The 13,461-nt window shown below is 62.3% G+C and carries 13 protein-coding genes; 1 reads left to right on the top strand and 12 read right to left on the bottom strand.

The features are described from left to right. Positions 1-25 precede the first annotated feature (25 nt). From BQ8008_RS10945 to BQ8008_RS10905, 9 genes are all read right to left on the bottom strand, one after another. On the bottom strand, positions 26-442 hold the full coding sequence (locus tag BQ8008_RS10945) for a DUF3830 family protein (protein WP_009402959.1): 417 nt from the start codon (positions 440-442) through the stop codon (positions 26-28). A gap of 102 nt (positions 443-544) precedes the next feature. Continuing rightward, positions 545-1,462: a sugar phosphate isomerase/epimerase family protein gene (locus BQ8008_RS10940; RefSeq protein ID WP_009402957.1), complete on the bottom strand. Its 918-nt coding sequence runs from the start codon at positions 1,460-1,462 to the stop codon at positions 545-547. A gap of 56 nt (positions 1,463-1,518) precedes the next feature. Beyond that, on the bottom strand, positions 1,519-2,460 hold the full coding sequence (locus BQ8008_RS10935; protein ID WP_108834018.1) for a transketolase family protein: 942 nt from the start codon (positions 2,458-2,460) through the stop codon (positions 1,519-1,521). Beyond that, positions 2,457-3,281, bottom strand: coding sequence for a transketolase (locus BQ8008_RS10930; protein WP_234415368.1), 825 nt, complete (start codon positions 3,279-3,281; stop codon positions 2,457-2,459). The genes BQ8008_RS10935 and BQ8008_RS10930 overlap by 4 nt, the downstream gene beginning before the upstream one ends. A gap of 119 nt (positions 3,282-3,400) precedes the next feature. After that, positions 3,401-4,396 carry an aspartate/ornithine carbamoyltransferase family protein gene (locus BQ8008_RS10925; RefSeq protein ID WP_108834016.1) on the bottom strand — a complete coding sequence of 332 codons (996 nt, stop codon included), beginning with the start codon at positions 4,394-4,396 and terminating at the stop codon, positions 3,401-3,403. A gap of 84 nt (positions 4,397-4,480) precedes the next feature. Further along, positions 4,481-5,818, bottom strand: coding sequence for an allantoinase AllB (allB, locus tag BQ8008_RS10920; RefSeq protein WP_108834015.1), 1,338 nt, complete (start codon positions 5,816-5,818; stop codon positions 4,481-4,483). 69 nt (positions 5,819-5,887) lie between these two features. After that, positions 5,888-7,390 (bottom strand): NCS1 family nucleobase:cation symporter-1, encoded by a 1,503-nt coding sequence (locus tag BQ8008_RS10915; protein ID WP_108834014.1) that lies wholly within the window; start codon positions 7,388-7,390, stop codon positions 5,888-5,890. Positions 7,391-7,436: 46 nt separating this feature from the next. Further along, positions 7,437-8,384 carry a carbamate kinase gene (gene arcC / locus BQ8008_RS10910; RefSeq protein ID WP_108834013.1) on the bottom strand — a complete coding sequence of 316 codons (948 nt, stop codon included), beginning with the start codon at positions 8,382-8,384 and terminating at the stop codon, positions 7,437-7,439. 79 nt (positions 8,385-8,463) lie between these two features. After that, positions 8,464-9,183, bottom strand: a complete 720-nt coding sequence (locus tag BQ8008_RS10905; RefSeq protein WP_108834012.1) for an aspartate/glutamate racemase family protein — start codon at positions 9,181-9,183, stop codon at positions 8,464-8,466. 450 nt (positions 9,184-9,633) lie between these two features. Here BQ8008_RS10905 and BQ8008_RS10900 point away from each other — a divergent pair, with 450 nt between their 5' ends. After that, the gene (locus BQ8008_RS10900) at positions 9,634-9,879 is read left to right on the top strand and encodes a hypothetical protein (RefSeq protein WP_108834011.1); all 246 of its coding nucleotides are present in this window, start codon (positions 9,634-9,636) and stop codon (positions 9,877-9,879) included. Between the two features lie 62 nt (positions 9,880-9,941). On the opposite strand, the gene BQ8008_RS10895 is transcribed toward BQ8008_RS10900, so the two are convergent. The 3 genes from BQ8008_RS10895 to BQ8008_RS10885 form a co-directional block, all read right to left on the bottom strand. Beyond that, on the bottom strand, positions 9,942-10,778 hold the full coding sequence (locus BQ8008_RS10895) for an IclR family transcriptional regulator (RefSeq protein ID WP_108834010.1): 837 nt from the start codon (positions 10,776-10,778) through the stop codon (positions 9,942-9,944). A 12-nt stretch (positions 10,779-10,790) separates the two neighbouring features. Next, positions 10,791-12,236: a four-carbon acid sugar kinase family protein gene (locus BQ8008_RS10890; protein WP_234415367.1), complete on the bottom strand. Its 1,446-nt coding sequence runs from the start codon at positions 12,234-12,236 to the stop codon at positions 10,791-10,793. A 108-nt stretch (positions 12,237-12,344) separates the two neighbouring features. Next, entirely contained in the window at positions 12,345-13,031 is a 687-nt protein-coding gene (locus tag BQ8008_RS10885; protein ID WP_108834009.1) for a FadR/GntR family transcriptional regulator, read from the bottom strand. Between the last annotated feature and the right edge of the window lie 430 nt (positions 13,032-13,461).

Raw genomic sequence — 13,461 nt, 5'->3', positions numbered from 1 at the left:
TTCTTCCTCTGTCCGGCTGTGGCTGTCAGACTTCCCGGAAGCTGATCTCCTGGGCGCCTTCCCAGAGGAACTTCTCCCCGAGCTCGGCAAGGTGCTCATTGCCCTCGACGATGGTGGCGAAGTGGTTCCCGGCCAGCTGGCCCGCCTTGGATGCGAAGTTCACGTACCCGTAGCCGATCAGCAGCTCAGTCTCGGACACCCCGCCGGGGTAGATGACGATCTCTCCGGGGTGGGGATAGCAGGTGCCGTTCTCCGGCTCCAGGCCCAGGTCGAGATCCCCGAAGGGGATCCATCCGGCCTGTCCGGACCAGCGAACGTGAATGATCTTGGACGTCAGTCCCAAAAGGTGCTTCTTGAAGGCTGCCACCGTCTTGGGGGCGCTGTCCTCCTCGTAGCGGGCCTTGAAGGTGAAACCGCCGGCCGTGATCTCGAGCATGGTCATGGTGAGTACTCCTTGAATGGTGTGATGTTGGGTGTTTCCGTGGTGTCGATCCGGTGCGACTGCGCCGTTCCGGAAGAATGAGAGGACTGATGAGGGTGGCGGCTACAGGGTGCGCCAGGCTTCGCGCAGAACTCGCTTGGCGTTGGCGACCACCGGCCCGGTTGTCTGTCCCCCGAGTGGCTGAACCTCGAAGGAGACCACCGGCCGCTCCGGGGCGTCCTCGCTCAGGTAGCCGATCTCCAGCAGGCCCCGGAGGAACTCCCGTACCTCCGGTACACCGCACTCGCCCTTGGGGTGGGAGAACGCCGGGTGGAGGTCGCCGTAAGCCGGATCGGAGGGGTCGCGGATGACGCAGCTACCGATATGTGCGTGGTTGATGTGCTCCTCGGTGACGGACAGAGCCTCGTGAATCGTCTCGCCCTGCATGGGGAGATGGGACAGGTCGACCATCAGACCGAAGTCCGGAATGGTCTTGCGAACCTCTCGCGAGAGCTCCACCGCCAGCCGATTGGTGCCGATGAGGGCGCACTTGTCGGTCGAGTCGTCGAAGGTCTCCAGTGACAGGGTCAGATCGCCCTTGGACGCGGCATAGCGGCCGATCTGGGTGATCGAGTCTGCCAGAAGCGCCAGCGCCTCATCCTGCCCCGTTGCCGGCTTCGGTCCGGAGAGGAAGCCGAACTTGCGGGCGCCCATCTCGTAGGCCTGATCGACGGCTTCCTTGAGGACCTCCACGGCCTTGGCGCGTTCCTGCTCATCAGTGGAGTTGAGGTTGAGCTTTCCCTTGAGGATGTAGGGCTGCGCGCCGAAGCCGACGGTCATCCCGGCAGTGTCGATGATCGACTTGGCGATCTTGCGCTGCTCGACATCATTGATGCGTGTGATCTCGATGGCGTCGAAGAAGTCGTCGACCGCGATTTCCTCAATCGTTCTGGCAATATCGCCGTCGCCGCTGGCAGCGAAGGGGTAGGCCATAAAGTGTATGAGTCCGACCTTCATGTAGTCGTGTAGCGATGATTTCATTCTATTTTCCTTCCCAGTCTGATGTCGGATGGTGAAAGCGTTCGCGTTTGTTCTTTCTAGGCCTTGCGAGAGATCGCTCGGCGCGCCGCGTCAGCGATGTTCTCGGCACGCAGTCCGAAGTAGTCGAACAGCTCGTCCATGGTTCCCGAGAGTCCGAAAATGTCGCGGGTACCGATGCGCTCCAGCGGAACAGGAAGGTTCTCGCCCAGAACCTCGGCGACAGCTGATCCCAGGCCGTTGAGGATGGAGTGCTCCTCGGCGCTGACCACTGCGCCTGTCTTGGTGGCGGAGGTGACGATCGCTTCGGCGTCGATGGGCTTGACGGTGTGGACGTGGAGCACCTCGGCCTTCACGCCTTCCGTCTTAAGAATCTCGGCGGCCTTGAGTACCTCGGAGAGGATGCAGCCCGTGGATACGAGGGTCACGTCGGATCCCTCTTGCATGGTGACTGCCTTTCCAATGGTGAAAGGGGTTTCCTCTCCGGTGAGCTCCGGAACCGGGAGCTTGCCGACACGCAGATACACCGGGCCGTCGAACTCGTAAGCCGCCAAGGTGGCCTTGTGCATCTCGGTGGCGTCGGCGGGCACGATCACTGTCATGTCAGGGATGGCGCGCATGAGGCCGACGTCTTCCAGGGGCAGGTGGGTGGCCCCCTCCTGGGCCGCGGTGGTGCCGGCGTTGTGTCCGGCGATCTTGACGTTTCGCTGGCAGTATGCGACCGACACGCGAATCTGGTCGTAACCCCGACCCGTCAGGAAATTCGCGTAGGCGTTGGCGAAGGGAACCTTTCCCAGAAGGGACAGGCCTGCTGCGGTGCCGATGATGTCGCACTCGGCGATGCCGATGTTGACGAACCTCTCCGGGTAGGCATTGCGGAACCGGATCGTGTAGTTGGGTGTTGCGCAGTCCCCATCGAGGACGAATACGTCGTCGTGCTGGGCTCCCAGTTCCAGCAGGGCTTGCGCGTATCCATCGCGCGGTTCTTTCATCGCGGTCATCGAAGTTCCTCCAATGCCAGTTCGAGTTCTTCGTCCGTGGGGGCGAGGCCGTGATATTTCGAGGTGTTCTCCATGAATGAGACGCCCTTGCCCTTGACTGTGCGTGCGATGATCAGAGTTGGGCGTCCGATCGTGGAATTGGCCTGAGTGAGCGCCTCGTCCACCTCTTGCATGTTGTGTCCGTCGATATCGATGACGTGCCATCCGAAAGCACGCCATTTGGCGTCTATGTCGCCGAGAGATTTCACGGAGTCAACGGGGCCGTCAAGCTGAATGCTGTTGGCGTCGAGAATGGCGCACACGTTATCCAGATCGTGGTCGGAGGACGTCATTGCGGCCTCCCACACCTGACCCTCCTGGATCTCACCATCGCCGAGCATGACGTAGTAACGAGAGTCCAGCAGGTCGTACTTCGCCGCCAGCGCCGCCCCATTGGCCAGCGACAGTCCTTGACCCAGAGAACCGGATGAGGAGTCGACGCACTCAAGGTGCGTGTTGGAGGGGTGCCCCTGCAGTCGAGTGCCCAGGTCTCGGAAGGTCATGAGCTCGTCATGTTCGAAGTAGCCGCGAGCTGCCAGGACCGAGTAGTAGGCGGGTGTGCAGTGGCCTTTGGAGAGGAAGAACATGTCTCGTTCTCGCCACTGGGGCTCTTCCGTGCGGATATTCATGTGGCGGAAGTAGAGAACTACCAGGATGTCAATTGCTGACAGTGATCCTGCCGGGTGGCCGCTACCTGCGTGGTGCACCATTTTTACGATGTCCCGGCGGCACTGCCGAGCAATGCCTTGCAGCTTCTCGAGTTCTTGTGTGTCCACCATCATCCTCCTTTCGTGATGCGGGATTACTCTCGACGTCGTCGCAAGGTCCCCGCTGTTTGCTGGTGGATTGTCATCTGCTGGGGGACAGGAGGTGTCCCGCCCCCCAGCGGACAACGGACTGGTCACAGGCCCAAAATGGAAGCGAGCAGGGCCATTCGAATCGACACCGACTGCAGAATTGCGCGGAAATGCAGCTGGTGCTCCGTGTTGTCGATGCGCAGATCCATCTCTCCCTTACGGCGTGGCAGCGTGTGGGTCACGTAGACCTTGTGGCCCTTTTCTGCCTCTTCCTTGAGAGTTTCGTAGCGGACGAAGTAGCGGTCCATCAGAGTCTTGAACTCTTCCGCCTTGGCTCCTGCCGGGGCCGAGCAACCCGGAAGGTAGATGAGATCCTGGCCGCGCACGAACTCGTTGAAGGAGTCCTGTTCGAAGTCGAACTCCTCGTTCACCTTGGCGCCCAGGTCGTCCTGGATCCGATTGATGATGTTGGTCGGTGTACGTCGGTCGGAGTCGGAGGCGATGGTGACGTTCGCCCCCAGGCGGGCCAGCCCGTAGGCCATGGAGTGCCCGGTGCGGGCCTCCACCATGTCGGGGGAGACCACGGCCACGTTGAGCCCCTCGATCCGACCGAAACGGCGCCACAGCGTGTAGAGGTCGAGGAGCGCCTGGGTCGGGTGCTCCCAGTGCCCCCACCCGCCGTTGATGACCGGGCACTCCGCGGACTCGGCGCCTCGGCGGGCCTCCTCCTCGTCGTAGTGGCGCAGGACGATGAGGTTGGCGTACTGCGAGACGCAGCGCATGGTGTCCTCGATGGACTCCTCCTTGGCGACGGAGGAGGTCACCTTGGGGTTGGCCTCGACGATGACGTTGCCGCCCATGCGCTCCATGGCTGTCTGGAAGCTCATGCGTGTACGCGTGGAGGGCTGGAAGAACATGAGGGCGAGCATGCGGTCATCGAAGAGGTCGATCTTGCTGCGGTTGAACAGCTCAAGCTCTTTACCCAGCTCGAAGAGGTTCAGCAGCTGCTCGTTGGACATGTCGTTGATCGAGATGAAGTTCTTGCCTACGTGGTCGACGGCGTCGATGAGGCCCTTCATGGAACGCATGTACCTGGACATGGGTGACTCCTAATCGTGTTGTTGGGTGGGTGATGATGTTTGGGTGATGTGCGGAGGACGATGGGATGTGGAGAATCTGGCCGCTCATGCGCGGGCGATCATGCGACCGTGCATGGAGTCGCGGTCCACGGTTCGGCCGCGCAGAATGGTCGTGTGGACGACTCCTCGTAGAGTCCGCCCGTGGTAGGGGGAGATCTTGTTCTTGTGCTCAAGGGACTCGATGTCGACGTCGAAGGTCTCTTCCGGGTCGAGGATGACGAGGTCGGCGTCGTTGCCCGCGCAGATCGCGCCCTTGTGCTCGACGTTGAAGGTGCGGGCCGGGTTGGCGGCGAACCAGCGGGCGATGTCGCTCAGCTCGACACCGAACTCCTGTCCCGCCGTCCACACGGCCGGAAGCCCCAGCTGCACCGAGGAGACGCCTCCCCAGGCCTGGCCGAAGTCGCCGCTCTCCTTGCGCTTGAGGTCCACCGTGCACGGGGAGTGGTCTGAGGCGATGTGATCGATGATGCCGCTCTTCAGGCCCTCCCACAGAGCACGCCGGTTGGCCTCCTCGCGCAGAGGGGGAGCGCACTTGTACTCGGTGGCGCCATCAGGGATCTGCTCAGCGGCGAAGGTGAGGTAGTGGGGGCACGTCTCCACGGTGACGTGCAGGCCCTCCTCCTTGGCCCTCTGAATCGACTCCAGGGCTTGAGCACTGGACAGGTGCAGGATGTGTACCCGGGCCCCGGTCTTGCGAGCGGCCTCGAGGACGTGCTCGATCGCGGCGTTCTCAGCCTCCGGTGGACGCGAAGCGAGGTAGTCTGCGTAACGCGGACCGAACTTCTGAGGAGCGGTGGCGAGGATCTCGGGGTCCTCGGCATGCACGATCATGACCGCCCCCAGGCGGGAGATCTCCTTCAGGTCCTCCTCGATCTCCCCGTAAGGCAGACAGCCGTACTCATCGATGCCGGAGTGGGCCGTGAAGCACTTGAAGCCGAAGACCCCTTTCTCCCACAGGGCGGCGAGGTCCTCCTTGTTGCCGGGAACTGCGCCTCCCCAGAAGCCGACGTCGACGGAGAGCTTTCCGGCTGCGGCAGTGCGCTTGAGCTCGAGCTTGTCCACGTCCACTGTTGGCGGGTCGGAGTTGAGGGGCATGTCGAGAATCGTTGTGATTCCCCCGGCCAATGCTGCGCGAGTGGCGCTTTCGTAGCCTTCCCACTGGGTCCGCCCCGGCTCGTTGACGTGGACGTGGGAGTCCAGTAGCCCGGGCATGAGCACCTGCCCTTGAGGGACGGTGAACTCCTCGTCTGCGTTCACCGACGCACCAAAGGGCTCGACGGCGACGATTCTTTCTCCTTTGATGACGATTGTCGCGGGGCGAACTCCGTCAGGAAAGACGGTCTTTTCTGCGTGGATCACTAGGTTCGCGACCGTGGTAGACATCTTCTATCCTCCTTGATGAGATGCATTGAGTGTCAGTGATGAGGGGATTTCAGGACGCGCTGCCGCGAGCTACCGCGCCACTGCGGCAAGATCGGCGTCGAGATCCACCTTGGAAGCGGCCTCAACGGCTCTGACGACGTAAGGATCGTTCCGGGAGACGTAGTAGTGCACAACGAGTGACAGTGCTGCGCCGATGAACCATGAGAAGGGGCTGAGGAACTTGCACCAGGACAGTGGAACGACGGCCACGATGATCGAGGGGATGGATGTGACAACGAAAGTGGTGACAGCCCGCATGTTCCAGCCGTTCTTGAACGAGTGCATGCCGTTGGCCTTGAACAGCTCGGAAACCTGGACCTTCTGCTTACGCAAGAGGTAGTAGTCGGCGATGATGATCCCGAACAACGGCCCCAGAACCGCGCCCAGAGCGGCCAGGAAGATGTTGACGATAATGGGGTTGTTGTAAAGGTTCCACGGAGTGATGAGCAGGGCGATGACGGCCGAGATGATTCCTCCTCGGACGAAGGTGATTTTCGACGGCCAGGCGTTGGCGAGGTCGTACGCGGGCGAGACGAAATTGGCTACCACATTGATTCCCAGGGTGGCGACAGTAAAGGTGAGCGCGCCCAAGATGGAGGCCACCGGAGAGTCGATCTTCCCTACGAGCTCAACCGGATCGTAAATATATTCGCCGTAGATCTGCTTAGAGCCTGCGGTGACAAGCACGGACACGACTGAGAATGCGATGAAGTTGACCGGAAGACCCCACAGGTTGGCCATCCAGACAGCCTTGCGTGACGGTGAGAACCGAGAGAAGTCGCAGAAGTTGAGCAGGAGAGTCGCAAAATATGTGACGGTGAGCGAGATTGCCGCCAGGAAGGCGTGCACCGGGCCCCACTCGGCAGGTTTAGAGGGCACTGACAGCGAGATGTGCCATCCTGCTTCCTTCAGGACGTAGATCGTGAGAATAAGCATGACGATCCACACCGCGGGTCCGGCGAAGTCCTGGAACTTTCGGATGGTCTCCATGCCGTTACGTAGAAGCAGCAGCTGCAGTGCCCACATGAGCAGGAAGGCCGCCCAGCCGAGCAGGCTCTCGCCGAGGAATCGCTGTCGACCGTAGTCGGTGATGTGCGGCCATATGTCGGCGGCCAGGACGATGACGGCCCGCGATGCCAGCCAGGTCTGAATTCCGTACCAGCAGATGGCCACGAAACCTCGAGTGAGAGCGGGAACGTTGGAGCCAATAGTTCCGAAAGAAATTCGGGCCAGAACGGGGTAGCAAAGTCCAGTCTTCTGGCCGGCAAAGCCGACCAGGTTCATGATGAAGAAAACAATGACAATACCTACGGACAGGCCAGCGAAGACGTGCGCCGCGCCCAAACCGAGGGTGAATAGTCCGGCCGCGAATGTGTACCCACCGATGGAGTGGATGTCGGACATCCACATGGCAAATAGGGAGAAGAAGGACCAATTGCGTTCTTTTGCCGGCGCCAGGTCGTCATTGATGAGGTGTGCGTCCACGTCGACCTTGGACTGTTCCTGAGATGCTGTTGAAACTTGCGTACTCATGTCGGTGGTGCCTTTCTGCCATTAACTGTATGTCTGCTCCCGGTGCTCAGTTGGTGATGGTGGTTCCTGCCTTGCCGTCAAGGGCGTCGGCGAGGCAGTCCAGGGATGTGATGATGACGCGCCGGCCTCCATTCTTGAGGAATCTGACGGCCGCCTCGATCTTGGGTGCCATGGAGCCGCTTCCGAACTGTTCCGCCTCCAGATAGCCAGTAGCCTCCTCGGCGGTCATGGTGCTGATTCCTTTTTGGTTCGGAGAGTTGAAATCCAGGTAGACCTGGTCGACGGCCGTGCAGATGATGAAGTCCTCGATCTCGAGGCTGTTGGCCAGGAGCGATGACGCCAGGTCCTTGTCGATGACCGCCTCGCGGCCGTTGATGCTCCCGTTCTCGCGAGTGACGGGAATTCCTCCTCCACCAGCGGCGATCACCATGACACCCGAGTTGATGAGCGACTTGATGATCTCGAGCTCAATGATCTCGACGGGTTGCGGAGAGGCGACAACGCGACGGAAACCGCGTCCAGCGTCCTCCTTGACGACCCACCCGTCCTCCGTCCGGTGCTTTTCTGCTTCCTGCTCGTCCATGAAGGAGCCGATGGGCTTGGTCGGTGAGTCGAAGGCCGGGTCGGCGGGGTCTACGACGGACTGGGTGACGATCGCCGCGACATCGCGCTCGACGCCGCGCTCGGCGAGCACGTTGCGCAGATTGCGGGCGAAAAGATAGCCCGTGGCTCCCTGCGTGTCCGCGCCAAGTATGTCCAGGGGGATGGTGGGAAGCTCACCAAGAGCCAGTTCGGCTCGGCGCAGAAGGAATCCAACCTGCGGTCCATTGCCGTGAGTGATGACTGGGTTGTACCCCTGCTCGACGATATCGGCGATGTAGGTGCAGGTCTCCCGGATCGCCTCAGACTGGTCATTGGTGGAGATCCTGCTCTTCTCCTTGATGAGGGCGTTCCCGCCGACGGCGATCACGACACCTCGATTATTCGTCTGCATGGTAAGTTCCTTTCGGGCGCGTCATGGCGCCACTTGCGAGTGGACGGAAGTGGGGGCTGGGAGGTGGGACTGGGTGGTATCAGGGCCGCAGGGGCCAGCCGGTGAGTGACTTGGGGCGTGGTGGTGCGTAGGTTCGGATCTTGGAGGTGGTCAGCCCCAGGCGCACAAGGCCTTCGGCGAGCATCGCGCCTGCCGCTACTCCTTCGACGACCGGGACTCCCAGGAGCTCGCTCAGCTCTCGGTCCAGTCCGGCCATGCCTCCGCATCCCAGCACGATCGCCTCGGCTCGCTCCTCCTCCACCGCAAGCCGCGCCTGCTCGGTGATGGCCCGCTTGGCGACGTCGGCGTCCTCGAGCTCGAGAACGCCGAGTCCAGTGGAGCGGACGGCTGCGCACCGTCTGTCGAGGCCGAAGCTCAAAAGACGGTCCTCAATAAGCGGGACGGCGCGATCGAGCGTGGTGATGACCGAGAACCTGCTTCCCAGGAGCATCGCGACGTGGGCCGCTGCCTCAGTCATGTCGACGACGGGAACACTGAGGAGCTCCATCAGGCCCTCTTTGCCGTGCTCTCCGAAACCGGCCAGAACGACGGCGTCGAACTCCCCGTCGTAGTGGGTGACAGCGTCCATGACGGCGGTGGCCGCCAGGTAGGACTCCATGTTTCCCTCAACGGAGGGAGCCCCGAAGGTCGGGGTGACCCCGATAATCTCGGTGTCTGCGCCGACGACCGCGCGGGCCGCCTCGGCGATGCTGCGTGTCATCGACTCGGTTGTGTTGACGTTGACCGTAAGAATCCTCATTGATCCTCCAGGTGTGGCGACATCCGCATCAGCAAATTCCGCATGATGGAATGTATGTTTCATACAACGTAAGTGTAGGTCAGGTCATATGTGAAGCACAATACTCTCCTCAGAGGTCAGACATCCGATCTCTGAAGTGGCTCTGACCTGCACAAACAGATGGAGTCGTGTGCGGTCAGGCGTCGTGCGACTATCTCCGACCCTAGCGGTCCTCGTCATCCTCGAAGGCTGTTCCGGTGGCCTGAAATGCCGCGTTCTCGCGGTATGGCCGCCGTGGAGGGCCTGGCGACCCCTGAGGAATCGACACTGAGGCCGGTGGGGGTGGAGATCCTATACTCGAGCCGTCCCGGGGACTTCGGGGCGCACGAGGCTGTGCGAGCACCGCCTCAGCATCCTGCCGGCGAGTCTGCCCGCACGAGCTGAGACCTTGTTTCGTGAAAGGAATACGTCATGACAACTTTTGACAACGCGATCACCCGCCGGCAGGTGGCCTACCCTCGTTACGCCAAGTACCTCGACCGTTTCGCACCGCTGACTGTCGCCTCGGTGGCCCTGGCCTTCGTTGCCATCCTCTCGATGGTCGCCTTCGTGGCGTCGGTGTTCGGTGGCAACCTCGTGTCGATGGCGCTGTCTCTTGTGACCACGGTCGTGTCAGCCGCGATCGGCCTCTACCTCGCTGACAAGGTGTCCCGCTGACACGTCTGCCTACCCGCCTGTCTCGACTGACAACGCTTCATACCCGATGCGCCACAGGCGCATCATGCATGCGTGACGGTCAGAGTGGCAGCGATCTCATCAACGGCGCTCATCAGCTCCGGAAGAATGACGTGGGTCATGTGCTCTGCGCTCATGCGCGAGGGAGGGCCCGACACTGAGGCGGCGAAGAGGTTATTCCCCGGAATGCCCATGGCCATGCAACGAACGCCCAGCTCCTGCTCCTCGTTGTCGATGGCGTAGCCGCGCGAGGAGATTCGCTCGATCTCCGCTTGGAGCTCGCCTCGACTTGCCAGAGTGTGCGAGGTGAAGACCGGAAGCTTCATATGGTGAAGCAGGCAAGCGCGATGCTCGGAGTCCATGGACGCTAGAAGCACCTTGCCCACGCCGGTTGCGTGCAGGCAGACTCGATTCCCCACCTGTGTGAACTGGCGCATGGACTGTGTCGACGTGCGGTGCGCGATGTACAGAGCCTCGTCGGCGTCAAGCATCGCCACCGCTACCGACTCGCCTGTGGCCTGGCCAAGCCGGTCGAGAATGTCATGAAGGGCGGATCCAACGGATCGACCGGCGGTCGTTGTCAGAGCGAAGAAGGCACCTCCGACGGAGTACTCACCCCGAGCCGTCTTGATGACATAGCCGCGAGAGGCCAGAGTCCGCAGAATGCGGTGGACGGTGGGGCCCGGCAGCCCCGTACGCTCAGCGAGCAGAGCGAGTGACGAACTCGTTCCGTCCTTGGCCAGCTCTTCGAGGACATCAAGAGCTCGGTCGACAGACTGGATGACGGAGCCCTGGTTCCGGGGGCGCGCCGCTGACTCGGCCTGCTCCGGCAACGAGCGGTTCATTTCCGGGTCTGCCTTGCGCTGGTTCAGGAGCGTCATCGTCGGTAGCGGCTATCTCTCAAGGGTACGAACTACCTCGGTCAACGAGGTGGACGTGCCCACGTTGCCGGGGAAGACGATATAGGGAACGCCTTGCGCCAGGCCGTCCTGAGCCGCCCACAGGGAGACGATACCCGGCAGCATCGGACCGATGCAGCGGGCGTGGCGGATATCGAGGCCGCGGGCCGCCACGTCCGACGACGTGATTCCCCCCTTGGCGACGACGAAACGCGGCACCACCTGCTCCACGATCCTGTGGACCGTTTCAACGACGGCGTCGGACACGCGGCGAGAGATGTCCAGGGACTCATCGGCACCCGCGCCCACCACAAGACGGCGGGAGGTGTTGATGATGACGGAGCCCTGCCGTAGGGCGGCGACCACCTCGCTGACGACCGCCTGGATGTGCTTCTCGCGGGTGCCCGGGTCGATGACCGTGGCGACGTCGATCTCGAATCGAGCGAGTTCCACGTGGGAGCGAAGGTCGTCGAGCTGGCTGGTGGTGAGAGCCACGTGAGACCCGACGACGACCAGACCGCCGGGCACGGCGGGGCGCTGCGGTGTTCCGGAGGTGTCCCGGATGCGCATGACGTCCTGTGGCGTCAGCGGAGTTCGAGGCTCTTGGCCGATACGTGTGCGCATGAAGGGCGGGCCCACCCGGTAGATGAAGTGCTGTCCCTGGTCCTCGGTTCGGATGAGAGCCAGACTCAGTGCGCGCAGGTCCTCTTCCGATGCGATGTCCGGAGCGATCACCTGACGGTCGGATAGAGCCGACAGGTAGCTGGCAAGTCTCTCGGGGTCGGTTCTCACGTCGGTGAGGCTGGGTGTGGAGACCGTGTTGGCGGTGACTGCTGTCTTCGTCTTCTCCTCCACCCACTCACTCAGGCGTGACGTCCTGTATCCGAAGGTCGCGTCCTGCGCGAACTCTGTCTGGCTGACAGGAAGATAGTCCTCGCCGATGCGAGCGTAGTGAGTACCGCCCACCGTGATGCGACCGGCCTCGGGGAACGCCGGCACGAGGACCACCCCGTCCACATCCTGCCCGGATGAGGCCAGGACCTCGGCGATCGTGTCAGGCTCCAGCGGGAAATGGCCTCGCAGAGTCGAGTCCGAGCGGGTGGCGAAGGCGAGCGTGACATCGAGGTCCTGGGCGGCGGACAAAGCGTTGGTGACAGCCTCAATGGTGATGCGCCGCGCCTCGTGCGGATCGAGCGAGCGCGAGTTCGTCATGACGTAGATGGCAGGGGCCTGCTCGGCCAGCGCCCACTGAAAGTCCTCGACGTCCCATGCCATGAGAACGGGCAGATCTGTGACGGACTGGGTGCCGGTCGGGTCATCGTCCAACACGATGAAGACCGGATCGGGATGCTGGCGTGCCTTGATGGCGGTCCGGACGTCGTCGGCCGTGACACTCGGGCTCGGCGGATAAAGAGCAAGAAGCTCCTCGTACGTGGGCACAACAATCTCCTTACCGTCACCATTGGCGTAAGCGCGCAGCACGAACCCTGCAAAGATGGGAGCGCTGAGTGTGTTGGCAGGATAACACCTCAGGCCGGATGGGGCTCCTCAGTTCTCCGCCTCCTGGGGCTGGCGCGGAGCCATGTGCGCGCTCATGGCCTCGGCGGCTCGTTGAGGATCCTTGGCCTGGAGGGCCTCCAGGACATCGACGTGCTGAGTGACGACCAGACTGCGAAACGCGGGATCGGAGGCTGCCTGTCGGCGGGCTGCAACCAGGGCCTCCGTCAGAGAGTTCAGGGATGAGGCGATATAGATGTTGCCGGTGGCCTCCAGGATCGTCCCGTGGAAAGCGAGGTCCGCATCCACGGCCCCGTCGATGTCATCCTCAGCGTGGGCCTGTTCGTAGTCGGCCTTGTACTGCGCCAGCAACTCCAGCTGCTCCTGCGTGCACCGCTGAGCCGCGAGCCGTGCGGCTCCGACCTCGATGATCCGACGCAGCTCCAGCACCTCCTGCTCGATGTCATGGTGATCGCTTCGCAGCAGTGCGACGTGGGTGATGAAACGAGGGTCGTGCCACAGCCGGTAGGGCTGGACGTAGGTGCCCGTGCCGTGGACGACTTTGAGGACTCCGCCAACGGCCAACGACCTGATCGCTTCACGCATCGTTGTTCGAGACACGTCCAGGAACCGGGCCAGCTCGGCCTCGGCAGGCAGTGGAGACTCCTCTTTGAACACTCCATCGGAGATGGAGTCGAGGATCTGAGTGATGGCCTTCTCGACCCGATCGCGTCCCATACGGCCCTGATCCTCCTCGGTATGTGTTTTTCGCCGACGACTTGGTGTCAGAATCTTGACGTTATGTCAGTTGTTGTGGACAGCGAGACGGACGTTTTGCCCACCCATCGTGCGTCGACGCCTCACGGCGACTCTCAGGACGCCAGGGTGGAGAGGGCGCATCGCGTGTCCGGACTCCAGGTTATCTACGGTTCGTCCGCACGGCAGCGCGAGACAAGGAGGTCGTGTCGGCGCACGTGGTGCAGCCGCAGGTGCCCGCCTGGCAGCGGGGTGCTGACCGGACTGCGCGGGAGAGTGAGGCAAGGGGAGCGATCCCCGTTCCGTGTGCCGCGCCGAGACCTTACGGTGACATCATGGTTCGCCGTCGACGCAGCGTCATCCGTGTCCTTCTGACCTCTCTCGCCCTGGCTCGTCCGGGCGGGCTGACGTC

Origin of the sequence: Actinomyces sp. Marseille-P3109 (assembly GCF_900323545.1) — a bacterium.
Lineage (GTDB): Bacteria > Actinomycetota > Actinomycetes > Actinomycetales > Actinomycetaceae > Actinomyces.
The sequence above is the reverse complement of the archived record's forward strand: the minus strand, read 5'-3'. Positions and strand labels throughout refer to the sequence as shown.